This window comes from Alkalibacterium psychrotolerans, assembly GCF_054784355.1.
This window is the reverse complement of the sequence record NZ_BAAGPH010000001.1, coordinates 1-23837: the sequence shown is the minus strand read 5'-3', so window position 1 is coordinate 23837 and position 23837 is coordinate 1. Positions and strand designations below refer to the sequence as shown.

Sequence of the window (23837 nt, the reverse complement as noted above, 5' to 3'; positions counted from 1 at the left end):
TCGGGGAGGCAAACATGAGTAAATTAGCGAGTGAAAAACAAAGTATACTTCAGGTGTTTAAAAAAGGATATGGCTCTTTATTCACAGAGTTTTCTCGAGTCCAGCCTCAAATGCCTAAGGAGCAGCTTCAAATCTTTCTTAAACAGGCCGTCAAACACAAGAAAAAAATTATCATACAAGTTAACCCTACCACTCATTCTCAGCAGATTAACGAATACATGGGAACAGCAGAATTTTCTCCCTATTCCACTCAAATTATATTAAAAACCTTATCCAATCGTACGACTTTTCTATTAAATGCTAAAGACATCAGACATGTCAGATTAGCCTAAAAAAACTCTTCAGGATTAATCCTGAAGAGTTTTTTCTATTTCCTTCTATGACTTGACGGGTCCAGCCTTTTTTCCAGCCAGGCCAGAACTAAATCGGCTATGATAGCCATTAAAGCTGTCGGTATGGCTCCGGCAAGAATAATTGCTCCTCCTTGAGAAGCATTCACCCCTCTTTGGATAATATCCCCTAGTCCACCGGCTCCGATAAATGTACCAATAGCTGTTACACCAATGGCAACAACCAAGGCATTTCTGAGTCCTGCCATGATAACGGATAGGGCCATAGGCAGTTCAACTTTGTAAGTGAGCTGCCATCTTGTCATACCCATCCCTTTTCCGGCATCCATGAGTGCGTGGTCGACATTTTTAACACCAGCATACGTGTTCTTGACAATCGGCAATAAAGAATACAGAAATACAGTAACAATGACTGTATTGACTCCAATACCAAAGCCAAGCATCAAGATGGACAACATCGCAAGTGATGGAATAGTCTGAATGACATTCGCTGCGCCCACTACCCAGTCTGCCAATTTACTATGACGGGCAATATAAAAACCAAGCGGTATGGCCACTATTGCAGCGAAGAGAACGCCATATATGGAAATCAGAAAGTGACGAACAAACTGTTCCCACAAGTAGGGCGTGTTCTGCTGTACATAATATACCAGCTGCTGAAGCATGTTCATTTGAGTTAATTCTTCTAAACCCTCTATATTAAGCATTCTATTTCCCCCCTACTGGTTCGAGATATGGTTCGCTGTCTTCAAAGTAATTATTCGCTTCTAAAAATTCACGTGCCACAGTCGCAGGTTCGATTAAATACTCATCTGAGATAAAGTTCATTTCCTGCATCACTTCCGTATCAATGATGCCTTCCATTTTCAGTAATATCTCATCCAGCAAAGGAAACTCTTCGATAGTTTCGTACAAAGCTGATGGGCTGGCATCATAAGGCGGGAAGAAATTCAAATCATCTTCCAGAAATACCAGGTCATAGCTGGCAATTCTGCCGTCAGTTGAATAACCTAATACAACATCCATATTTCCAGACTGGACTGCATCATAAACCAGTCCGATTTCCATTGGATAAACTGTGTCAAAATCAAATTCGTATGTCTGCAGGAACGCCCGGTAGCCATCGCCTTCTCGTTCCATCCAGGAATTGTCAACCCCAGCTACCAAATCATCAGCTATAGGTCCTAAATCGCTGATAGTCTCCAGATTGTTTTCCTCAGCGAGATCGCGTGTAACTAGAAAAGCATAGGTATTTTCAAAACCATATGATGGGTAGTACTTGATGTTGTACTGTTCTTTAAAGCCTTCTGTTACTGCCGCTCTAGCCTCATCGGGATCAGTAATTGGATCCATTCCTAATTCACCTGTTAAGGCTGTACCCGTATAGCTTGCTGCAGCAACATCTGCGTCTCCCTGAACAAGTGCCTGATTAACCATAGTCGACGATCCAAGGTTCTGAATAACATCTGCACTGATTTCTGAGTAGTGATTGACCATTCCCTGAACAATATAGCCAAGAATGACCATCTCGGTAGACGATTGGGTTGCGATGGTTATATTCCCTTCTTCAGCCACCCCTGCTCCTAAGCCAGGCAGAGAACATGCTGTGGTGAAAACCGCAGTTGTTGACAGAGCGGCTATTTTCATTTTATTTTTTACATTCATTTTATATCAGCCCTTCTCTTAGTCTGCCAGTTGATTTCTTGGGGTAACCATTTTTTCCAGTCTCCCCAATCCAAAATCTACCGCTAATGCTAGAATAGTAACAGGAATTGTTCCCCCTATAATCAGTTCGGGAATAAATAGGTTAAGACCGTTAAATATAAAGTCTCCTAATCCACCTGCACCGATAAAGGATGCCAGTGCTGCCCAGGCAATAACGTAAGTACCAGAAAGACGAATACCTGCCATAATAACTGGTGCAGCCTGTGGCAGTTCAACCTTCTTAACCAGCTGCATCTCAGTCATTCCCATCCCTTTTGCTGCATCGACTAGTGAGGGATTGACACCTTTCATACCCGTATACGTGTTTCTCAAAATTGGCAGCAGCGAGTATATGAACAATGCTATTATTGCCGGAACCGGACCCACTCCAAAAAAAGGAATCATCAGTGCCAGCAGAGCCAAAGAAGGCACTGTCTGTAAAATAGAAGCTAAACCTATAACGACTGTAGCAATTTTATTCGTACGTGTCAGAGCTATACCCAGCGGTACAGCCACAATGACACCCAGCCCTAATGCAGTAAGTGAAATATATAAATGTTCCCAGATTAACCGCATCATTTGAGAGCCATTATTGTTTAAAAACTCTACCATTATCTTTCCTCCTATTCAGTTTCTTTCAGTTCTGTCTTCTCAAGAGGAATGCTTTCGACCTCTTCATCATCGCCCCAGATTGTATCAAATACAATATCGACTAAAGAGGCTCTGGTGACGAGTCCTTCCAGTTTGCCGTCTTCATTAACCACCGGAATATTCTTATATCCACGCTTGAGCATTTTATCGGCTACACTGCTTAATAATGTTCCTGATTTGACGTAATAAACGTATTTCATAATTTCCTGAACAGTCAATGCTTTCTGTCGATTTTTATTGATTGCTTCGAAATCGACAACACCCTGCAGCACATAGTCACTATCCGTTACAAATAAAGTATCTACTCTATTATCCCGCATGACTCGAATAGCATCCCCCAGTGTCATGTCATAGGTAACAGTAATTGGTTTTTTAACCATAACCTGATCCACTGTCTGCATAGTTGAACGCTGCTGCAGTCGGTCTTCGCCAAGGAAGCTTTCGACAAATTCGTTTGCGGGGTTAGCCAGTATATTATCAGGTGTGTCATATTGAATGATTTTGCCTTCAGACATGATGGCTATCTTATCTGCCAGTTTCAGCGCTTCATCTATATCGTGCGTTACAAAGACTACAGTGCGTCCCATTTCTTCCTGAAGGTGTTTAACCAGCTCCTGTAGAGCGTCTCGCGTAATCGGGTCCAGCGCGCCGAACGGCTCATCCATAAGGATAATATCCTGATTAGCGGCAAGCGCCCTAATAACACCTATACGCTGCTGCTGGCCACCTGAAAGTTCCTGAGGGTAGCGGTCCAGAAATTCTGTCCCCATATCCACTTTTTCGAGAAGGCGCTCAGCTGTCTCACGCATTTTCTCCTTTTCCCATTTAAGCAGTTTGGGCACCATAACAATATTTTCGTACACAGTCATATGCGGCATTAAACCGGTTTGCTGTATAACATAACCAATCTTTCGTCTCAATTCGACTGCATTTTCATCTTTAATATTCTTTCCATCAATTAAGATTTCTCCAGATGTTGAGTCAATCATGCGGTTAATCATTCGCATAGTTGTTGTCTTACCACTTCCAGAAGTTCCAATAAGGACGACAAATTCACCCTTATTAACTGTTAAAGAAATATCATCAACTGCCTTCGTTCCATCTTCATAAACTTTTGATACATTTTTAAATTCAATCATATTCTCTTCTCCTTTACTGTTCTATCTATTAGTGGTGATACGTCTCTTAGTCTTACTCATAAAAAATACTGCATGATAATAATAAAAGTGGACTTGCTCCACCTAATTTCATCCATACAGACTCAATTCATAAGATATATATATGTTTTGTAGCATTAGCATTGACCTCTGTTAATTGGTATGCTTTTAGTTTCTTTTAGCAACTACATGCAATCAAACTTACATAAAGATGCATTTTTTAAGTACTCTATTATTATTACAGAAAGATTACGTAAATGCAAATGGTTAGAAATACGCCAGCCTGAAGCATCAGAGCAAGAATGAATAGGCTTACATTAAAATGCATATATTATTATTTTTGTCGTCTTTTATTCCTTTAAATGTGAAAGCTGCACGTTCCTATTAGAGATAATCGTTATCTTCAATAGAGCCGTGCAGCTTATAAGTTAGTTATAATATAGGAGAAAAAAGTCTGCTGATCTGCCTTCTCATTTTCTCCTTTTTACCGATACTTTTAATCATCTGCATAGTCAGATTGTGTGAATGGTCAGAATCTTTATTAAACAATTCAACCTGTTTCTGTGCCTGCTGTTTGTCATAGATAAAAGCAGTTATTTCAAAATTCAGGCGAAAGCTTCTAATGTCAAAATTAGCCGTACCAATAGACAGCAGTTCTTCATCAATGACAAGTGTCTTGGAGTGCATAAAGCCCTTATCATAGACTAGGACCTGTGCACCTAGCTCTATGAGTTCCCCTACAAAACTCAACGTGGCACGATATATCAGGGGATGGTCAGGCTTGTTTGGAATCATCACTTTAACATCAACGCCAGACATTATTGCTATTTTTATGGCCTCCATCAATCCCTCATCCGGGATAAAATACGGGGTCTGAATATAGATTGATTTTTTCGCCATACTGATCATTTTGATAAAGCCTTTTTTTATCGCCTCAGAAGTATCGTCCGGTCCGCTGGACACGATTTGAATATGACTTTCTCCTATTCCTGAACTATCCGGGAAATAGCTGTCAGAATAAGCCAGTGTGTGGTAACTGACTGCGGCATTCCAGTCCATGAAAAAGCGACTCTGCAATGTTTTTACTGCATTTCCTTCGATTCTAAGATGGGTGTCTCTCCAGTATCCCATATTCTCATACAGCCCCAGATAATCATCACCTATATTAAATCCACCAGTATACCCAATCTTGCCGTCCAGTACAGCAATTTTACGGTGCATTCTAAAGTTAGTCCTGAAGTTGACTGGAATCAGTCCAGAAGCAAAAAACGGCTCAGCCACTCCTCCCAGACTTTGCAGACGATCAATAAAACCTTTTCTCATAGCTCTTGCTCCGGCAGGTTCGTATAGCAGTTTAACTTTAACGCCCTGTGCAGCTCTTTCTTCTAAAGCCTGCAGAACCTTAATGCCGACATCATCCATTCGAAAGATGAAATAAATCATGTGAATATGATGCTTTGCTGCTCTGATATCTCTAATCAGCTGGTTCATTTTATCTTCACCGTCATCAATAATCGAGAGGTTGTTTCCTTTGGTCAATGGAGCCTGATTGCTTTCCATTAGCAGACTAATTAGATCATATGGCTTTCCTTGATTTACAGTCTCCGGCACAGAAAGACTCTCTGTTTTTATCAGCTTTTTCTGTTTTGCTACAAGTTGTGATGAGCCCGTGTCTTCCAGAATTTTCTGATCAAAAATAGAGATGCGAGACAATTTTCTTCCAAAGAACAGAATGCAACTATTCCGAATCCGGGAAACAATATCAGCGCAAGCAGCCAAGCCCAGCTTGCAGCCGTATCGCGCCTGTCTTCACTGAATACTATGTAATATGCCAGCCCTGTGTTGAGTATTACGATTCCGATTACGATAGCCAAAACTATTCTCATGCGCTTCTCCTTTTTAGGTTGTTTTATTTAAACCGATTGATAAAGAAAAATCGGTGAGTTTTCAGCTTTTTTCACACTTCATGTGGTAAGACCAAGTTTTCCGACAAACAACTATGTAAGAAGAAATGGACGACTGCCGATGCCTAAGCACCCCGTCGTCCACCTGCCGCAAACTATTCGACTTTCTTATAGAATTGGAGAAAAGAGTCGACTGAACTGCTGCTTGAATATTTCCCATTTAGAATAATCCGCAATCATTTCTTTTGTCAGACTGTAAGAATCGTGCAAATCTTTCTTAAATAATTCCACTTGTTTCTTAGCCAGATAACGGTCATAAATAAAGGCGTTTACTTCAAAATTAAGTTTGAAACTTCGAATATCAAAGTTAGCTGTTCCTATGGATACGATTTCTCCATCTATTACGATAGCTTTTGAATGCAGGAAGCCTTTGTCATAAATATAAACCTCTGCACCACTTCTAATCAGTTCTTCTGCGTAACTAAGCGTGGCTCGGTAGATAAAGGGATGATCCGGTTTATTGGGAATCATGACCTTTACATCAATACCTGATAAAATAGCTACCTTGATTGTTTCCATTAAGGCTTCGTCTGGAATAAAGTAGGGTGTCTGAATTAACACAGTCTCCTTGGCCATACTAATCATCTTGATAAAGCCCTTTTTGATGGCGTGTACTTCATCATCTGGACCACTGGACACTATCTGCATATCCGTTGATCCTTTTAATGAAGAAAACGGGAAGTATGATTCTTTGTATTCAACGGTTCTGTCTTTGGCAGAAGCATTCCAGTCCATCAAGAAACGTGTTTGAAGAGACAGAACCCCATTTCCTTCAATTCTCAAATGCGTATCTCTCCAGTAGCCCATGTCTTCATACAAGCCTAAGTAGTCATCGCCAACGTTGAATCCGCCAGTATAGCCAACGGTTCCATCAATGACGACAATTTTCCGGTGATTTCGATAATTGAGGCGTAAGTTAATCAGGAAAAAACGAGACCCGAAAAACGGCTCCGCTTCTCCACCACAAGTCCTTAGTCGATCAAAGAAATGTTTGCCCAGTACTCTAGCTCCAACCGGATCGTACAGGACTTTTACTTCAACCCCCTGTTTCGCTCTTTCTTCGAGCGCATTCAATAACCTCAGACCGATGTCATCGCCTCTGAAAATATAGTACGTGACGTGAATATGGTGCTCCGCTTTCTCTATATCCCTAATCAATCTTTCAAATTTGTCTTCTCCGTCCGAGATGATCTCCACTTTGTTGCCTTTTGTCAAGACGGCATCATTACTCTCCAGGAATAAACGAACCATTTCAAACGTCTTGTCCTGGTAAGCTGACTCTGGGACATCAAGGTTTTCGGATTCTATCAGTTTTTTCTGAGACTCGACTAACTGCGGCAAGCCAATTTTTTCCTGACTCTGAAGATCAAAAATTGATTCACGAGAAATTTTTCTGCCTAAGAACAGATAAATGATAAAGCCAAATACTGGCAGCATGGTGATGACCAGTAACCAGGCCCAGATGGCCGCTATGTCTCTTTCCTTTTCTCTAAACACAGTGAAGACGGCTAATGCCGAGTTTAAGAAAATAAACCCCCAGAATAGTGAACTTAAAATTGACATGACTACCTTCCTTACCCCATCGAGGATTATTTCTTTAAGTTTACATTAGCTTTTGTCAATCTGTCCACTAAGTTTAATCAAAACAGCTATTTAGTTTTAGGGATAAAGACAAGCGGTGAACGTTTGTAGAGCATAAGGAGAACAATTATTGTCACAATTGCTGTCGAAACCATGCTCAAGCCGTTCATCACCAGTGAAAAAGCAAAGGCATTAAATCCCCAGAGTGCATAGTCACCCCAGAATATCCAGCCGGCAATAAAATGCCAGAAATACCGGCCCAGTGCACCCGCGAATACTGCAAGAATCAAATAAACAGATACTTTTCTGCTAGCATTCGACTGAATGTTACTGATAATTTCTTTCGAATAAAATCCGGCCAGTCCAATACTCGCATACGTAATTGTGTATTCGATAATAACCTGATAGACATTCAGCATATACACTGATCCGGTTACAAAATGCAGTGCTCCCCATAAAAAGCCGGCAAATATGCCAGGTTTCAAGCCGCGTCTGATAGCGTAAAAGGTCAAGGGTATCATACCGAGTGACACACTGTAGGATGATCCAATTCCTGAGGGTATCCATGATAGAACCATTGCCAAAGCAGCAAATAATGTTCCCTCTAAATATATTCTCAATTGCTTATTTTGCATAAAAAAACTCCTCCTCTAGTTTTCAACTGAACTAGGGAGGAGTGTGAAAGACATACTGAGAGCAGGCTAAAAAGCCTTGCATTATTGTCTAAAATTAAGTACTCTTCCTACGCACGCATGAACGTACAGGTTCAAAGGGTCTGAACTTCAAGTTCACTCTCAGCCAATCACATTGACTCCCCTAGTACAGTATCTGTTAACAATAATACCATGAAATTTTATTTTTAAAACGTCTATTTTGATTGACTTCCATGATAACTGGTAGAATAATCGGTCGTCTCTTCGTTTTTCTGAATAAATGAGTATTCAAGCCTTCCCGTATATCCTGTTTGATAGATCCCCAATCAAAGTCATTGTGTTTCAAATTCTTCTTCACAATGTTTCTGACAATATCTGTCGACTCATTAATAAGATCCTGGCTTTCTTTAACGAAGACAAAACCACGAGTAACGATATGCGGATCAGAAACAATTTTCTGTTTCTTTCTATCGATTGTTACAACAGCTACAAAAATACCGTCTTCTGATAGAAGTCGTCTGTCTCTCAAAACGATGTTTCCAATATCTCCAATACCAATGCCATCAATTAAAGTATTATCAGCTGGAACTTGACCGCTTTGTTTCATTTTACCTTTTGAATAACTCACAACATCTCCATTACTTAAAATAAAGATATTTGGGTAAGGAATGCCGGTCTCATTAGCCAAAGCAGCATGAGCGGCCAGCATACGGTATTCTCCCTGAATTGGTATGAAATAAGTCGGTTTCAACAGATTGATTAATAGCTGCAGATCGTTCGGTGTGGCGTGGCCGGAGGCTTTTAGATTGCCGGATAGTTTTATAACTGTTGCCCCAGCTCTATAAATTAAATTCTCCGTTTCAGCTACCATAACTTCCATTGCTGTCGAAGGGCTTGTTGCTATGAAGACAAGGTCGCCATCTTTTATATTAACCTGATCATGGTTTTGAGTGGCCATTCTGTTCAGCGTCTTAATTGGTTCACCAGCTGAACCCGTTTCTAAAATAAGAATTTCATTATCGTCATACTTCTCAATTGTATCAACGGGAACAATCAAATTGTCATCCGGCAAAGTCAGCTTATCCAGTTCCATTGCAGTAGTCAGAATATCTTCCAGATTTTTACCTGTAATGAAGACCTTTCTACCTGACCGGTGTGCAGCATTTAAGACTTGCTGAATTCTTAAAATGTTGCTGGCAACTGCAGCGACGATGATGCGACTGCTCGTTTCCTGGAAAATATCGAGCACTTCTTCCTGTACTTTCTTTTCCGAAACGTTTTCAGCGATACTTTCAGCTTCTCCTGAATCACTTAAAACAGCTAAGACGCCCTCTTTACCTAAATCGGCGAGCTGAGACAAGTCAGTATGATACATATCCTGAGCACTTTGATCAAACTTAAAGTTCCCTGTGTACACGATGTTACCTTCCGATGTGTGCACGGCTATTCCCATGGAGTCCGGGATTGTATGGGTTGTACGGAAAAACTTGACGGATGTCCCATTAAAGTCAATTTCAGTGTGTTCATCTATAACATGAAAATCTTCAAATGAAGGATTGAAACTTGATTTTTCCACAAAAAGCTTGGCCAATGCTATCGTTAGTTCCGAACCAAATACTGGCACCTGGAATGTATCCAAGAAGTATGGCAGCGCGCCAATGGCATCTTCGTGTCCGTGTGTTAGAAATACACCGGCTATTCTGTCTTTATTTTCCTCCAGATATGTGAAATCTGGTATAACTGCATCGATTCCAAACAGTTCATCCTCTGGATAAATCAGCCCGCAGTCCAAAACGAATATATCGTCACCAGATTCTATGACATATAAGTTTTTTCCGTTCTCTCTTACTCCTCCAAGAGGAATAATCTTAATATTACTCACTATTTTTCCACCTCTAATACGCTTTTTTAAAGCATTTTATTTATAGTATTTTTCACCTATGTAACTATCCGTTCATTAGTTTACTTCATTTAGTATAGCACAGATATAGGCAAATGCCTACTTATCCGGTATACTGGCTCTAGCTGAACTTATATATCTGGAGGTTACTGTGTTGTCCCAAACTAAACTATTGGAAATGATAAAACTGAATAATTCAACCCCTTACCCCATTAGCAACTTTGCTGATGAACTGTCGCTTTCAACGTCGGACATTTGCGAAATGCTTCATGAACTCATTGATTTAGGCTACCCGCTGGAGGTTACTGAATCCACTGTCGCCTTATCTACTCCCATGATTAGTCAGTCCATAGTAAAGGCAAAGCTTAAAGAACGAAATTTTTTATATACGACGCTCTTTTACCCTCGTATTGAATCAACCAATACTGAAGCCCTCAAAAATCTATCAGAACTTTCAGATCGGACGGTTCTATTAACTGATTACCAATATAAAGGTAAAGGCCGATTAGGTCGAGAATGGCAATCTCCTATCGGTTCTGCAGTGACATTGTCTTTAGTTCTAAAACCTGACATGTCTGGTGAGCAGACTGTTCTCTTTACTCAATTAGCAGCGGCGGCTCTCGTACAGGCACTAGCTCCCTATGTTTCTGCTCAAATCAAATGGCCAAATGATGTTATTGTGGACGGTAAGAAACTCGCAGGCATATTGACCGAAACCTCTTACTGTGGCTCAGATTTAGAGGGGGTTGTAGTAGGGGTCGGTATTAATACCTCTTTAGCTGCAGATGACATAAACCCTGCGCTCTCTGACAAGGCAACCTCTCTGCTGATTGAAACTCAAAAACACATTGATCCAAATCATCTCATTAGCGATTTTCTCAGCTCTTTTGACACATTTTATCGCAGCTGGCAGTTGAAAAATGACAGTTCAGACTTTATTCGCTTATGCAAAGAGGCTTCAGTCATGCTAGGTAAAGAAATAGTTGTAAGAAGCGGTGAGAGTTCTCGTTTGGCTCATGTACGAGACATCAACGCCTCAGGTGAGTTGGTTGTCCAGTACAATGATGAAGCAAAGCTGACGCCCTTAAGAACCCTTGACTTTTCTATTCGCGGCATACATTCATATATTTAACTAAAAATCCCCTTAGTTCGGCAATCGTCTGAACTAAGGGGATTAAATATTTAACTGTTATTCCTGCTCGGCATTATCATTACCGTTTAAGACGGCTTTACGCGAAAGATTTACGCGTCCTCTGTCGTCAATTTCAGTAACTTTAACGTCCAGCGTATCACCAACAGAAAATTCTTTGGCTACGTCTTTAATGTACTTGTCTGATAATTCAGATACATGAACTAGACCATCTGTACCTTTGATTATCTCAACAAATGCACCAAATTTTTCTATACGTTTAATTGTACCTGTATAAATCTTTCCGACTTCGACTTCTTCAGTCAGTTCTTCGATAATTTCAATCGCACGCTTGATTCCTTCAGCATCCTGTCCGTAGATTGAAACATTACCTTCTTCATCGATATCGATTTTGACATTTGTTTCATCTATGATGCTGTTGATTGTTTCGCCACCTTTACCGATGACAACTTTAATCTGATCAGGCTTGATTTTGATTGATTCAATCTTAGGAGCATACTGGCTAAGTTCCTTACGCGGTTCGCTCAAAGCACTCTGAAGATTATCGATAATCTCCAAACGAGCCTGCTTGGCCTGTACAAGAGCTTCTTCCAGAATTTCTTTCGTTATTCCTTCAATCTTAATATCCATTTGAAGAGCCGTGATTCCTTCACGTGTTCCGGCAACTTTGAAGTCCATGTCTCCCAGATGATCTTCCAGTCCCTGAATATCAGTTAGGACAGTATAGTTGTCCCCTTCCATAACCAGTCCCATTGCAATACCGCCGACAGGTGCTTTAATCGGCACACCGGCATCCATTAACGCCAAAGACCCAGCAGAAATACTGGCCTGAGAAGAAGAACCGTTTGATTCCAATACTTCAGATACTAGTCGGATAGTGTATGGGAATTTTTCTTCATCTGGAATAATATAAGATAATGCACGTTCACCGAGTGCCCCATGACCAATCTCACGGCGACCAGGTCCTCTAACAGGCCCTGTTTCTCCAACTGAGAACTGCGGGAAGTTGTAGTGATGGATAAATCTCTTACTGTCTTCACTGCCTAATCCATCGATAATCTGGTGTTCATTCAATGGTCCTAGTGTGGCTACTGTTAAAGCCTGCGTCTGTCCTCGGGTAAAGAGACCAGAGCCATGCACACGTGGCAACAGGCCAACTTCTGAATCAAGTGAACGAATTTCATCCACTTTACGGCCATCTGGACGAGTGTTTTCTTCCGTAATTAAACGACGGACTTCGTCTTTCTCCATACCGTCTACTATAGACTTCACGTCTTTAACGACTTCAGCTAAATCCGGAGAATCCTGGTGTTCGTCTTCATAAGATTCAATAATGGACTGCTTCAATGCACTTGTTTTTTCAGCTCTTTCCTGTTTATCAAATGTCTGAATGGCTTCTTTCATCTGATCGTTGTACTTAGATACAACTTCCTGTTTCAATTCTTCTTTAGGTAACAGAAGGGTTACTTCCATTTTTTCCTGTCCAACAGCTTTAACAATTTCTTCCTGGAACGCACACAGTTCTTTGATGGCTTCGTGTCCGAATAGAAGGGCTTCAAGCATATCTTCCTCAGATACCTGATCTGCACCACTCTCAACCATGTTAATGGCTTCTTTGGTTCCAGCTACAGTCAATTCAATGTCTGACTGTTCAGTCTGCTCTTCAGTCGGGTTAATAATAAATTCGCCGTCTACACGACCAACATTCACACCAGCAATCGGTCCGTTAAACGGAATGTCTGAAATACACAGAGCTAAAGAAGAGCCGAACATTGCTGACATTTCTGGTGAGTTATCCGGATCCACGGACATAACCGTGTTGAAAATCTGAACATCATTTCTGAAGCCCTCAGCAAACATTGGACGAAGCGGACGGTCAATCAGACGTGCCGTTAACGTAGCGTTCTCTGACGGTCTTCCTTCACGTTTAATAAAGCCTCCCGGTATTTTACCGACTGAGTACATTTTTTCTTCGTATACGACCATCAGTGGAAAGAAAGGCATGCTGCTTGGTTTCTTGCTTCCAACGGCAGTTGAAAGGACAACAGTATCTTCATATCTTATCAGCGCAGCACCATTTGCCTGCTTCGCCATTTGTCCAATCTCAGCTGTCAGTGTTCTTCCACCTAATTGAGTTGTGAAAACTTGTTTGTTTGACATGGTATTCTCCTTTGTTTTCAGTGAGCTCAACCTACTAAACAAAGGCCAGCAGTTCATAACTGAACTTCTCGCGTTTGTATAGTAGACAATTAAGCTCCTGAAGTGTTTATTATAAAGAAAGCGAGATTCCTAGGAATCCCGCTTTAAATAGTCTAGTTTAACGGGTAAAGACTTCTGTTTTCTCAAGCATACGCATGCTCGAAAAGACAAAGACGTTTAACCGAATTAACGACGTAAACCAAGTCTTTTAATCAATTCACGGTAACGTGTAATATCTTTGTTACGTAAATAAGCTAAAAGGTTACGACGGTGACCAATTTTTTTCATTAGTCCACGCATTGAATGAAAATCTTTTTTGTGTGTCTTAGCGTGTTCATTCAACTCGTTGATTTCAGCAGTTAATACTGCAATTTGCACTTCTGGAGAACCAGTGTCTCCTTCGTGACGTGCGTAATCAGTGATAATCTGTTGTTTTTCTTCTTTTGATACTGCCATTTTTTCCACCTCTTTCCTTAGTGTGACTCCTGTTACTGAGTAAGCGCTGGTGAAGCGACAAACCAAGTAAAGGTCTTATGCTAAATCCCTCTAGCACTGTTTAAATGGTACAGGATTATTCAGTAAAAATCAAGTCTCAGGACCAACTTTCGGGACTGTCTTTCCATTTTTCTAAAGCAGTCAAGTCTTCCGGTTCAATATGTCCGGAAGACAAGGCAGCTTGTACCAGACTCGAATAATCCGTAACGGTCTGATAATCAATAGTCAAATCAGCAAACGCACTCTTTCCTAAAGGCAGTTCATAGGTAAAAATGGCCGCAACACCCAGTACATCTGCCCCTTCTCCTTTTGCCGCATTCACTGCATCTATCACACTTTGTCCTGTAGAAATAAGATCTTCTATCACGACAATTTTTGAACCGGCTTCAAACTTCCCTTCAATTTGTTTTCCGGTCCCGTGTTTTTTTGCTTCACTCCGGATGTAAACCATGGGCAAATTCAATCTGTCTGCCACCCAGGCGGCATGGGGGATACCTGCTGTCGCCGTTCCGGCTATAACTTCAACCTTAGGATAGTGTGTCCGGATGGTATCGACAAGGTCTGTAATAATCTGATTTCTTACCTCCGGAAAACTCATCGTTAATCTGTTATCACAGTAAATAGGACTTTTCAGCCCACTTGTCCAAGTATACGGGTTTTTCGGTCTTATATTGACTGCACCGATTCTTAACAATTCACTTGCTATAAATTCTCTCCGTTTCATTTCTCTATTCCCCTTTCCATTGACGCAAAACTTCCAGGTAAGCCTGAACTGAATCAGAAGCCTGAGTGATGGCTCGTCCAACTACTATATGGGTGGAGCCAAGTTCGCGAGCTCTCGCTGGAGTTGCCACACGCTTCTGGTCATGACTCGCTTTTGGATTCAGACGAATGCCCGGTGTGACACATAGAAAAGACTCCCCCAGCCATTTTCTGATATTCTCTGCTTCATATGTAGAGCATACCACACCATCTGCCTGAGCGTCACGCGCCAGTTCGGCGTAATGAAGTACACTCTCTTCCATACTGTCAGTAGTATGCTGCTCATGTTTGAGCATTTCTTCTGACGTTGATGTCAATTGTGTGACGGCTATCAGAAGGGGCCGTTTCCGACCGGGCTCAGCTCCTTTTTCCAGTCCTTCTCTGGCTGCCTTCATCATCTCCAGACCACCTGCAGCATGCATGTTAATCATATCGACTCCTAATGCGGCAATGCCCGTCATCGCTTTTCTGACAGTGGTTGGGATATCGTGCAGTTTGATATCCAGAAATACATCGTGCCCTGCTTCTTTGAGTAAATAAATCATTTCAGGGCCCTGCTGATAAAACAGTTCCATTCCCACTTTTAAATTCAGCTGCTCATCAGGAAACAGTTTTATAAAGTTAACGACTTCGTCTTTTGTTGAAAAATCAAGTGCGACAATTGGTTTCTTATCCATTTACTCTACCTTCTTTCACTTCTTGGATAAGCTCTTCGATGGAAGGTATGTTCAATTCTTCCATCCGTTGTGGCAAGTCAGCTATGATGTCAGTCATCACAAGTGGGTTCTTATAGCTTGCCGTGCCAACCGCTACTGCAGAAGCGCCAGCAAGCAGCATCTGAATCACGTCATCAGCTGACTGGACACCCCCTATTCCAATAATGGGAATGTCTACCCTTTGTGATACCTGGTATACCATGCGAAGTGCTATAGGGAAAATTCCTCCCCCAGACAGCCCCCCCATCGTGTTTCCAAGAACCGGCTTTCTGCTCTCCACATCAATTGTCATGCTTAACACTGTATTAATCAGACTGAGACCGTCCGCTCCCCCGGCTTCGGCCGCTTTGGCGATTTCTACAATATCTGTGACATTGGGTGTCAGCTTCACATAAACCGGCAGATTAACAGCTTGTTTAACTTCCCTCGTGATGCGTTCAACACTTTTAGGATCAACGCCGAACGTCAGGCCGCCTTCTTTAACATTCGGACAAGAGAGATTCAGCTCCAGAGCACTAATGACAGCAGATTCACTTAATTTCTCCGCTACTTCTACAAATTCCTCTTCAGTTTCACCAGCCACGCTGCCGATTACCGGTGTCCCGTATCCTGCCAGCTGAGGGAGCTTATCGGCAACCACCGCATCTACTCCAGGATTTTTAAGGCCTACTGCGTTCAGTGCCCCATGTGTAGTCTGATAATACCTGGGGCCTTCATTTCCGTTCCGCGCCTGTTTCGTTGTCGATTTCAATACTAAAGCGCCAAGAGTATTGTAATCATATAAATCCTGGTAAAGTTCACCAAAACCAAATGTGCCGCTTGCCGGCATGATAGGATTCGACATGTTTAATCCTGGTAAAGATACGTTTAGCTGAGTCATTTAATTCCCTCCATTTTATCCGTTACTGCTGACTATAAAGCAGCAGTCATAAATGTTTTCGATTCGAGTACACTTGTAATGGCTGAGACAGTATCCAGTGAGGTCATCAAAGGGATACCCTTTTCAATGGATGCCTTTCGAATGGAAAAGCCGTCCCGCATGGCATCGACATTTTTCCCCATTGTATTAACTACCAGATCCACCTCGTTGGAGTGAATAGTGTCTAAAATAGTCTGTTCCCTGCCTTCCCCAGCTTTCTGAACAACTTCAACAGGTATGTCTGCACGTTTAAAAGTCGCGGCCGTTCCTTCTGTGGCAACTAAAAGGTAGCCAATGTCATGGAACCGTCTGGCCAAGTCAAGGGCTTCCTGCTTATCTTCATCGGCGACTGTGAAGAGTACTTTCCCGTGTTCCGGCAGGTGCATATCGCTTGCTTCAAAAGCTTTATATAAAGCTTTTTCCAAAGTAGCATCACTCCCCATGACTTCACCAGTGGATTTCATTTCTGGCCCCAGAGTTGCATCCACTTTGGTCAGCTTGGAAAAACTGAATACCGGTGCTTTAACATGAACCATTTCAGGCGTTTTATACAAGCCTGCATGATAGCCCTGATCAGCTATTGACTCTCCCAAAATGGCTTTAGTGGCTACCTGGGCCATAGGAATGCCGGTTACCTTACTTAAGAATGGAAGTGTACGGCTCGCCCGAGGATTCACTTCAATAACGTAAACCGTCTCTTCATGAACAACGAACTGTATATTCATTAAGCCGAAGCAGTTAAGACCGATACATAATTTTTGCGTATAATCCACAATAGTCTCAATTTTTTTCTGAGAAAGATGCTGCGGTGGATAGACTGCCATGGAGTCACCAGAATGGACACCTGAACGTTCTACATGTTCCATAATACCCGGAATCAGAACCTGCTCTCCGTCACAGATGGCATCAACTTCCACTTCCTCTCCAATCAGATAACGGTCAATCAGAACGGGATGGTCTGAAGAAATTTTAACGGCATCCGTCATATATCGGGATAAATCTCTAGCGTTGTCAACTATCTGCATACCCCTGCCGCCTAAAACATAGCTCGGACGGACAAGTACTGGGTAACCGATTCTCTCGGCAATAATGAGCGCTTCTTTTTCGGTGGTGGCCGTGCTTCCTTCGGGCTGAGGAATAGTTATTCCCTTCAACGCTTTTTCAAAGGCATTTCTATTTTCTGCCCGGTCCAGATCCTCTACAGTTGTTCCAAGAATGGGTACACCTAATGTATCAAGAGCTCCAGCCAGATTGATAGCTGTCTGGCCCCCAAACTGGACAATCACGCCTTTTGGTTTTTCATGCTTAACGACAGCCATCACGTCTTCTACGGTTAAAGGTTCAAAATAGAGTTTGTCAGAAATCGAAAAGTCAGTGGATACGGTTTCCGGGTTATTGTTCATTATAATGGCTTCATACCCGGCTTCCTGAATCGCCTTTACAGAATGAACCGTCGCATAATCAAATTCGACCCCTTGACCGATGCGTATGGGTCCGGAGCCTAATACAAGAATAGACTCTTTCTCAGTTACGATACTTTCCTGTTCTTCTTCGTACGTACTGTAAAAATAAGGCGTAGAGGATTCAAACTCAGCAGCACAGGTGTCAACTGTCTTGAATACAGGTCGTATGCCTACGTTCTCTCGAGTAGATGAAACAGCTTCTTCCGTTGTCTCCCATAAACCTGCAATGGCTTCATCAGAAAACCCGTATTGTTTGGCATACAGCAGCTGGTCGGCATTGTCTTTATTCAGCTTTAACTGCTGCTCAATTTCAACAATATGCAAAAGCTTGTCCAAAAAGAAGAGATCAATATTTGTCAGCTCAGCCAGTTCTTCAATCGGATAGCCTCTCCGTATGGCTTCAATGAGATAAAACAGACGGTCATCCTGGGCTTTTACTGTTTTTGCAATCAGCTGGTCATCATCCAATGTTTTTAATTCAGGTAATGCTATATGACTGACTCCTATTTCCAGTGAACGGACAGCTTTCAAAAGACTCTCCTCAATTGTTCGGCCAATTGCCATGACTTCACCAGTTGCTTTCATCTGTGTCGTTAACGTGCGGTCGCCTGACTCAAACTTGTCAAAAGGCCATCTGGGAATCTTGGCTACGACATAATCAAGGGCCGGCTCGAATTGAGCATAGGTTGTTTCCGTTACAGGATTCTTCATTTCATCCAGCGTGAGACCTACAGCTATCTTGGCAGCCATCTTTGCAATCGGATAACCTGTGGCCTTACTAGCCAAGGCTGAGGATCGGCTGACTCTTGGATTGACTTCAATGATGTAATAATTAAAACTATCAGGATCTAAAGCAAGCTGAACATTACAGCCTCCTTCTATTTTTAATGCGCGTATGATTTTCAATGAAGCATCTCTTAGCAGCTGATACTCTTTATCGGTCAGTGTCTGACTAGGCGCAATGACAATCGAATCCCCAGTGTGAATACCCACTGGATCGATATTTTCCATATTACAGACAACCATGGCATTATCTGCATGATCTCTCATCACTTCATACTCAATTTCTTTGTAGCCAGCGATACTTCGTTCAACAAGGCATTGACTGGAGGGCGATAACTTTATACCATTTGCCACAATCTCTCTCAGCTGATTTTCAGTATCGCATAAGCCGCCGCCAGTCCCGCCCATCGTAAAAGCCGGCCTGACAATCAGCGGGTAGCCAATCTCGTCTGCAAAAGCAACAGCTTCCTCAACCGTATGGATAATATCGCTATCTGGTACAGGCTCGTTCAGTTCGCGCATCAGCTCACGGAACAGATCACGATCTTCTGCCTGATTGATGGCTGATAAGGTTGTACCAAGGAGTTCAATATCCAGTTCTTCCAGTATGCCTGCCGCATCGAGCTGAATCGCCATGTTTAATCCCATCTGACCGCCCAATGTAGGTAGTATCGCATCCGGACGCTCTTTGCGCAGTATTTTTTCAATAAACTCCAATGTCAGCGGCTCAATGTAAACTTTATCTGCAATTTCCTTATCCGTCATAATTGTCGCCGGATTGGAATTGACCAGAACAACTTCGTATCCTTCTTCTCTGAGGGCCAGACAGGCTTGAGTACCCGCATAATCAAACTCAGCAGCCTGACCGATAATAATTGGACCGGATCCGATAACTAATATTTTTTTTATATCACTTCTTTTAGGCATCTTTGTTTTCCACCTTCCAGGCATCCATTAATTCTACAAACTGATCAAATAGTCCTGCTCCATCATGGGGACCAGGCGCCGCATCGGGATGATACTGAACGCTGAACACTGGATAGTGTTTATGTCTCAGACCCTCAACGGTACCGTCATTTATTTCAATGTGGGTAATCGTCAGTTGTTTCTTGTTCACTGACTCTTCTGACACGGCGTAGCCATGATTTTGAGATGTAAAATCGATTTTACCGGTGGCAATCTCTCTTACTGGATGGTTGAACCCTCTGTGTCCGAAGGTCATCTTATAGGTTTGTGCACCATTTGCTAGAGCAATCAGCTGATGCCCTAGACAAATCCCGAAGATAGGCACATGCTTTTGAAGCTCTCTTACCATTTGATGAGCCTGAGGCAAGTCTTTCGGGTCTCCCGGACCATTAGTCAGCATCACGCCGTCCGGTTTTAAATTCAAAATCGTTTCAGCTGACGTGTCATGCGGCAGTACAGTTACGTGGCACTCTCTTTTATTAAGCTCATGCAGAATGCTGTGTTTCAAGCCATAATCTACTACGACCACTTTCCGGCCATTCTGCGGACTAACGTATGGGCGTGTTGTGGATACTTGGGCCACCTGGTTCACAGGAAGCTTTGCTTGAGACAGCTGATATGTAATAGCCTCAATTGAGCGTGTATCATCAGTTAAGATTGCTTTCATTGCTCCGTGTTCTCTTATCACTCTTGTCAGGCGCCTTGTATCCACCCCTGACAGTCCTGGGATATCTTTTTCTTTAAGAAATTCATCAAGATTCATCTGACTTCTCCAGTTGGAAGGTCTCCTCGCAAATTCCTTAACGATGACAGCTTTTGTCGTAGGAAAAATTGATTCATAATCATCTCGATTAATTCCGGCATTTCCAATTAGAGGAAAAGTGAAGGTCAATAACTGACCGTTATAGGACTGGTCAGTTATTGACTCCTGATACCCAGTCATACCCGTGTTAAATACTACTTCTCCAATGGTTTCTTTTTCGGCTCCAAAGCCGTATCCTTTGAATACAGAACCGTCTTCCAGAACTAGCAGTCTTTTCTTCATTTCTTACCCTCCTGATAAACAATTTGTCCGTCCACTATTGTAAATACTGTAGCTCCCTTAACCTGCCAGCCAAGAAAGGGGGTGTTAAATGATTTGGACCGGAAATCCTCTTTTCTGATCTCTGTTTCACTGTCTAAATTAAAGCAGGCCAAGTCTGCCGGTGCCCCTTCCACTAGCTTGCCTTCCGCAAGTTTAAACACACTGGCAGGCTGAACAGTCAAATTGTCTATCAGCTTTTTCAGTGTCATTTTCCCCTCCTTAACAAGATAGGTGTACAAGAGAGAGAAGGCAGTCTCGCTCCCGACAATTCCGAATGGTGAATCAATCATTGAACCCGATTTTTCTGCCTCACTGTGTGGGGCGTGATCTGTCGCAATCATATCGATAGTCCCGTCATGCAGGCCTGCAAGCAAGGCCTCCCGGTCGTCTCTCCCTCTAAGAGGCGGATTCATTTTATACTGACTCGTGTCGCCTGGAATATCTTCTTCACATAAGAGCAAATGGTGCGGTGACACTTCAGCTGTGACGTTAATGCCGGCCTTTTTTGCCTCTCTGATGACTCGGACACTTTCTTTAGAAGACACATGACACACATGGTAGTGTACGCCCGTCTCTTCTGCCAGGAGCACATCTCTTGCTATTTGAGTGGATTCAGTCAGCTGCAGCATACCCGGTAAATTCAGCTCCTTGTTTCTTGAGCCTTCATGCATGACACCCCCTCCAAAAAGAAGTGAATCATCTTCTGTATGAGCAACAACTGTCGCGTCCAGTCGTGCTGCCTGCTGCATCGCCTTATACATCGTACCAGCAGTCTGTACCCCCACCCCGTCATTTGTAAAAGCAAAGGCGCCGGCTTCCATCAGTTCTTTCTGACTGGTCAGTTCGTCAGATGTCAGTCCTTTTGTAATGGGCACGTACTGCTTTACTTTTACACAGGCCTCTTGTGAAATAATATCCAGAATTCTATCCAGATTTTCAACTGTATCGGGTTCAGGGTTGACGTTTGGCATGGCACAGATGGTCGTAAAACCGCCTCTAGCAGCAGCCTCTGAGCCTGTCTTAATCGTTTCCTTGTATTCATAGCCTGGCTCTCTTAAGTGAACATGCACATCAATCAGTCCGGGTGTGACCAGGTTACCTTTGGCATCGATAATTGAATCCGCTTCTTTTTCAATCGACGGGTGCAGTTCTTTAATCACATCATTTTCAATATAAATATCTGTTAATTGAGTTTGCTGCTGATCCTTAATTATTGAGGCGTTCTTTATCAGTAAAGACATGTTTGTCACTCTCCCCTTATCTGTGTTTTAATACCGAATCAATAATAGCTATTCGCGCATACACGCCGTTTTCCATCTGTGTAACAATTCTTGAACGGTTACATTCCACTAGACTATTTTCTATCTCAACACCTCTGTTGACTGGAGCTGGATGCATAATGATGGCTGACGGTTTCATTCTGGCTTCTCTCTCAAATGTGATGCCATGTTTGCGAAGATAAGTGTTTTTCGAAAAACGGTTATCACTGGCCTGGTGTCTTTCATGCTGTACTCTCAGCAGCATCATGACATCAACTTTATCAATCAGCTTGTCAATTGAGGAGAAGGTACCGTATGCTTCAAATGACGGATCATACCATTCCTGCGGTCCTGTGAAATATAGTTTCGCCCCTAATCGCTTGAGAATCTGCATATTGCTGTTTGCAACACGTGAATGGGTTAGGTCCCCGGCAATCGCTATTTCAAGGTTTTTAAACGTGCCGTACTCTTCGTAAATAGTCATTAAATCAAGTAGAGACTGACTCGGATGCTGACCGGCCCCATCTCCTCCATTCACAATAGAACAATTAATGTGTTCACTGTTGATAAGCTTTTTATAGTACGCTTCTTCGCTGTGTCTGATGACAACAAGGTCCACGCCGATAGCCTGAAGCGTCAGCACTGTATCATACAAACTTTCGCCTTTTTTAACACTGCTCATCGAAGGCTGGAAGTCAATGACCTGCATACCCATTCGGCGTTCTGCCATCTCGAAACTTTTATGGGTTCGGGTGCTTTGTTCAAAGAAACAATTCACTGCATAGTAATCTTTGTATTCTGGGAACTGTCTTTGTCGTTTGAAGTCAACTGCTGCTTTAATCATCTGCATGATTTCATGATTCTCGTACTGTTCCAGTGAGACGAAGTGACGCATGCTGTTTGTTTTCATTAAAGTCATAAGACCTCTCCTTTTTTTCTCGAGTTATTAAGTTTCACTGTCTGTTTTCTTAAAAAAAAGACCCGGCACCATATAGGTACAAGGTCTGTAGGATAAGACAGATTGAACTCACTGTATCGGTTCAGGTTTGCTCTCCTGCTGCCCTGTATCGGTTCAGCAAAGCTCATTAATCCACCTGAATAATCCAGTTCTTTTCTGTCATTTCCAGCGACCTTCAGTGTCTCACGGGACACTCTTAAAGTTCACTTATATGTTGTTAAGCAGTCTTGTTAATTGTCACCTGATCTGCCTCATCGGTTTCCTTTAACGCAACCTTTACTGATTCTTCCCGGGATGTAGGGATGTTCTTGCCCACAAAATCAGCCCGTATCGGCAATTCCCTGTTGCCCCGGTCAATCAGAACTGCAAGCAGTATTTTATCGGGTCTGCCGATATCTATGATAGCGTCAAGGGCTGCACGAATCGTTCTTCCTGTGTATAATACATCGTCAACGATAACAACTTTTTTCCCTTTTATTGACGAGGCATCGGTTACTGGCAAATGGGCTTCCCCTTCTTCGGCTTCTCTGTCATCTCTGTAAAAGGAAATGTCGAGTTCCAGCACATCAACTGACTGCTTTTCCAGCTGGCTGATTCGCTCGGCTATCCGGCGAGCCAGAAATACTCCTCTAGTTTTAATCCCTGCAAGTATCAGGTCGTCGACCCCTTTATTTTTTTCAATGATTTCATAGGTAATACGTGTCAAGGCTCTTTCAATCGCGGCCTCGTTCACTACTTCAATCTTGGATGATTTCTGCATGCCTGCTCCTCCTACTGTAATAGACTGGTTTACATGGTGTTCTTAGTGAGTAGATTCCATAATCAAAACCACCAGTGTGAACTGGTGGTTTGCTCTGCGGCTGAAAGCCTCTCTTACCGGCCTCGGCCTGAAAGGCCCTCTGAATGGGTTTCCCTTTTGCACCACATTTTCTCACTGATTCTAAAAGAATCGTCTATTTTTTCTTGTTTTTATGTCCCGTAAATGGGTCGTATTCTTCGAATAAAGTCAGCTGATCGGTCATGTAATCTTCTCTGAGCTGATTTCTAATATACTCTTGAATTTGTTTTTTATTTCGTCCAACGGTATCTACAAAGAAGCCACGACACCAAAATTTTCGATTGC

21 protein-coding genes, 1 pseudogene and 1 riboswitch are annotated in these 23837 nt (G+C 42.4%); of the genes and pseudogenes, 2 read left to right on the top strand and 20 right to left on the bottom strand.

The features are described 5' to 3' along the window. Positions 1 to 14: 14 nt before the first annotated feature. On the top strand, positions 15 to 332 hold the full coding sequence (locus ACYVLS_RS00110) for a hypothetical protein (protein ID WP_460319845.1): 318 nt from the start codon (positions 15 to 17) through the stop codon (positions 330 to 332). 35 nt (positions 333 to 367) lie between these two features. Here the strand turns inward: ACYVLS_RS00110 and ACYVLS_RS00105 are convergent, their stop codons facing one another. From ACYVLS_RS00105 to ACYVLS_RS00065, 9 genes are all read right to left on the bottom strand, one after another. Beyond that, positions 368 to 1057, bottom strand: coding sequence for an ABC transporter permease (locus tag ACYVLS_RS00105; protein WP_460319843.1), 690 nt, complete (start codon positions 1055 to 1057; stop codon positions 368 to 370). Position 1058: 1 nt separating this feature from the next. Further along, positions 1059 to 2015: an osmoprotectant ABC transporter substrate-binding protein gene (locus ACYVLS_RS00100; RefSeq protein WP_460319842.1), complete on the bottom strand. Its 957-nt coding sequence runs from the start codon at positions 2013 to 2015 to the stop codon at positions 1059 to 1061. A gap of 18 nt (positions 2016 to 2033) precedes the next feature. After that, positions 2034 to 2666, bottom strand: a complete 633-nt coding sequence (locus ACYVLS_RS00095; protein ID WP_460319841.1) for an ABC transporter permease — start codon at positions 2664 to 2666, stop codon at positions 2034 to 2036. An 11-nt stretch (positions 2667 to 2677) separates the two neighbouring features. Then, positions 2678 to 3844, bottom strand: coding sequence for a betaine/proline/choline family ABC transporter ATP-binding protein (locus tag ACYVLS_RS00090; RefSeq protein ID WP_460319839.1), 1167 nt, complete (start codon positions 3842 to 3844; stop codon positions 2678 to 2680). Positions 3845 to 4294: 450 nt separating this feature from the next. Beyond that, positions 4295 to 5575: a cardiolipin synthase gene (cls, locus tag ACYVLS_RS00085; RefSeq protein ID WP_460319837.1), complete on the bottom strand. Its 1281-nt coding sequence runs from the start codon at positions 5573 to 5575 to the stop codon at positions 4295 to 4297. Next, a complete protein-coding gene (locus ACYVLS_RS00080) occupies positions 5512 to 5748 on the bottom strand; it encodes a PLDc N-terminal domain-containing protein (protein WP_460319836.1) in 237 nt (78 codons plus the stop codon). Before ACYVLS_RS00080 ends, cls (ACYVLS_RS00085) begins: the two co-directional genes overlap by 64 nt. Positions 5749 to 5934: 186 nt before the next feature. Next, positions 5935 to 7389, bottom strand: coding sequence for a cardiolipin synthase (cls, locus tag ACYVLS_RS00075; RefSeq protein ID WP_460319834.1), 1455 nt, complete (start codon positions 7387 to 7389; stop codon positions 5935 to 5937). 86 nt (positions 7390 to 7475) lie between these two features. Beyond that, positions 7476 to 8042 (bottom strand): energy-coupled thiamine transporter ThiT, encoded by a 567-nt coding sequence (gene thiT / locus ACYVLS_RS00070; RefSeq protein ID WP_460319833.1) that lies wholly within the window; start codon positions 8040 to 8042, stop codon positions 7476 to 7478. A gap of 86 nt (positions 8043 to 8128) precedes the next feature. After that, positions 8129 to 8235, bottom strand: a riboswitch (TPP riboswitch). 3 nt (positions 8236 to 8238) lie between these two features. Continuing rightward, positions 8239 to 9942, bottom strand: a complete 1704-nt coding sequence (locus ACYVLS_RS00065; RefSeq protein ID WP_460319832.1) for a ribonuclease J — start codon at positions 9940 to 9942, stop codon at positions 8239 to 8241. Positions 9943 to 10114: 172 nt separating this feature from the next. Here ACYVLS_RS00065 and ACYVLS_RS00060 point away from each other — a divergent pair, with 172 nt between their 5' ends. Then, positions 10115 to 11092 carry a biotin--[acetyl-CoA-carboxylase] ligase gene (locus tag ACYVLS_RS00060; RefSeq protein ID WP_460319830.1) on the top strand — a complete coding sequence of 326 codons (978 nt, stop codon included), beginning with the start codon at positions 10115 to 10117 and terminating at the stop codon, positions 11090 to 11092. A 57-nt stretch (positions 11093 to 11149) separates the two neighbouring features. On the opposite strand, the gene pnp is transcribed toward ACYVLS_RS00060, so the two are convergent. The 11 genes and pseudogenes from pnp to ACYVLS_RS00005 all read right to left on the bottom strand — a co-directional run. Further along, positions 11150 to 13270: a polyribonucleotide nucleotidyltransferase gene (pnp, locus tag ACYVLS_RS00055; protein WP_460319828.1), complete on the bottom strand. Its 2121-nt coding sequence runs from the start codon at positions 13268 to 13270 to the stop codon at positions 11150 to 11152. A 225-nt stretch (positions 13271 to 13495) separates the two neighbouring features. After that, positions 13496 to 13765, bottom strand: a complete 270-nt coding sequence (gene rpsO / locus ACYVLS_RS00050) for a 30S ribosomal protein S15 (RefSeq protein ID WP_228586341.1) — start codon at positions 13763 to 13765, stop codon at positions 13496 to 13498. A 136-nt stretch (positions 13766 to 13901) separates the two neighbouring features. Continuing rightward, a complete protein-coding gene (gene pyrE, locus ACYVLS_RS00045) occupies positions 13902 to 14528 on the bottom strand; it encodes an orotate phosphoribosyltransferase (protein ID WP_460319827.1) in 627 nt (208 codons plus the stop codon). A 4-nt stretch (positions 14529 to 14532) separates the two neighbouring features. Beyond that, positions 14533 to 15243, bottom strand: coding sequence for an orotidine-5'-phosphate decarboxylase (pyrF, locus tag ACYVLS_RS00040; protein ID WP_460319826.1), 711 nt, complete (start codon positions 15241 to 15243; stop codon positions 14533 to 14535). Next, positions 15236 to 16162: a dihydroorotate dehydrogenase gene (locus tag ACYVLS_RS00035; RefSeq protein WP_460319824.1), complete on the bottom strand. Its 927-nt coding sequence runs from the start codon at positions 16160 to 16162 to the stop codon at positions 15236 to 15238. Before ACYVLS_RS00035 ends, pyrF begins: the two co-directional genes overlap by 8 nt. A 32-nt stretch (positions 16163 to 16194) precedes the next feature. After that, positions 16195 to 19374, bottom strand: a complete 3180-nt coding sequence (carB, locus tag ACYVLS_RS00030) for a carbamoyl-phosphate synthase large subunit (RefSeq protein ID WP_460319823.1) — start codon at positions 19372 to 19374, stop codon at positions 16195 to 16197. Then, complete coding sequence (locus ACYVLS_RS00025; protein WP_460319820.1) at positions 19367 to 20458, bottom strand: carbamoyl phosphate synthase small subunit; 1092 nt, start codon at positions 20456 to 20458, stop codon at positions 19367 to 19369. The genes carB and ACYVLS_RS00025 overlap by 8 nt, the downstream gene beginning before the upstream one ends. Further along, the gene (locus ACYVLS_RS00020; protein ID WP_460319818.1) at positions 20455 to 21738 is read right to left on the bottom strand and encodes a dihydroorotase; all 1284 of its coding nucleotides are present in this window, start codon (positions 21736 to 21738) and stop codon (positions 20455 to 20457) included. The genes ACYVLS_RS00025 and ACYVLS_RS00020 overlap by 4 nt, the downstream gene beginning before the upstream one ends. A gap of 16 nt (positions 21739 to 21754) precedes the next feature. Then, positions 21755 to 22675 (bottom strand): aspartate carbamoyltransferase catalytic subunit, encoded by a 921-nt coding sequence (locus tag ACYVLS_RS00015; protein ID WP_460319815.1) that lies wholly within the window; start codon positions 22673 to 22675, stop codon positions 21755 to 21757. A 256-nt stretch (positions 22676 to 22931) separates the two neighbouring features. Further along, positions 22932 to 23474 carry a bifunctional pyr operon transcriptional regulator/uracil phosphoribosyltransferase PyrR gene (gene pyrR / locus ACYVLS_RS00010; RefSeq protein WP_460319812.1) on the bottom strand — a complete coding sequence of 181 codons (543 nt, stop codon included), beginning with the start codon at positions 23472 to 23474 and terminating at the stop codon, positions 22932 to 22934. A 193-nt stretch (positions 23475 to 23667) separates the two neighbouring features. Further along, positions 23668 to 23837, bottom strand: a pseudogene (locus ACYVLS_RS00005) (IS200/IS605 family transposase); the annotation flags it as partial.

Coding starts and splice junctions, on each gene's coding strand:
- ACYVLS_RS00110 (WP_460319845.1), top strand. CDS start 15: ATGAGTAAATTAGCGAGTGAAAAACAAAGTATACTTCAGGTGTTTAAA.
- ACYVLS_RS00105 (WP_460319843.1), bottom strand. CDS start 1,057: ATGCTTAATATAGAGGGTTTAGAAGAATTAACTCAAATGAACATGCTT.
- ACYVLS_RS00100 (WP_460319842.1), bottom strand. CDS start 2,015: ATGAATGTAAAAAATAAAATGAAAATAGCCGCTCTGTCAACAACTGCG.
- ACYVLS_RS00095 (WP_460319841.1), bottom strand. CDS start 2,666: ATGGTAGAGTTTTTAAACAATAATGGCTCTCAAATGATGCGGTTAATC.
- ACYVLS_RS00090 (WP_460319839.1), bottom strand. CDS start 3,844: ATGATTGAATTTAAAAATGTATCAAAAGTTTATGAAGATGGAACGAAG.
- ACYVLS_RS00080 (WP_460319836.1), bottom strand. CDS start 5,748: ATGAGAATAGTTTTGGCTATCGTAATCGGAATCGTAATACTCAACACA.
- cls (WP_460319834.1), bottom strand. CDS start 7,389: ATGTCAATTTTAAGTTCACTATTCTGGGGGTTTATTTTCTTAAACTCG.
- thiT (WP_460319833.1), bottom strand. CDS start 8,042: ATGCAAAATAAGCAATTGAGAATATATTTAGAGGGAACATTATTTGCT.
- pnp (WP_460319828.1), bottom strand. CDS start 13,270: ATGTCAAACAAACAAGTTTTCACAACTCAATTAGGTGGAAGAACACTG.
- rpsO (WP_228586341.1), bottom strand. CDS start 13,765: ATGGCAGTATCAAAAGAAGAAAAACAACAGATTATCACTGATTACGCA.
- pyrE (WP_460319827.1), bottom strand. CDS start 14,528: ATGAAACGGAGAGAATTTATAGCAAGTGAATTGTTAAGAATCGGTGCA.
- pyrF (WP_460319826.1), bottom strand. CDS start 15,243: ATGGATAAGAAACCAATTGTCGCACTTGATTTTTCAACAAAAGACGAA.
- ACYVLS_RS00035 (WP_460319824.1), bottom strand. CDS start 16,162: ATGACTCAGCTAAACGTATCTTTACCAGGATTAAACATGTCGAATCCT.
- carB (WP_460319823.1), bottom strand. CDS start 19,374: ATGCCTAAAAGAAGTGATATAAAAAAAATATTAGTTATCGGATCCGGT.
- ACYVLS_RS00025 (WP_460319820.1), bottom strand. CDS start 20,458: ATGAAGAAAAGACTGCTAGTTCTGGAAGACGGTTCTGTATTCAAAGGA.
- ACYVLS_RS00020 (WP_460319818.1), bottom strand. CDS start 21,738: ATGTCTTTACTGATAAAGAACGCCTCAATAATTAAGGATCAGCAGCAA.
- ACYVLS_RS00015 (WP_460319815.1), bottom strand. CDS start 22,675: ATGACTTTAATGAAAACAAACAGCATGCGTCACTTCGTCTCACTGGAA.
- pyrR (WP_460319812.1), bottom strand. CDS start 23,474: ATGCAGAAATCATCCAAGATTGAAGTAGTGAACGAGGCCGCGATTGAA.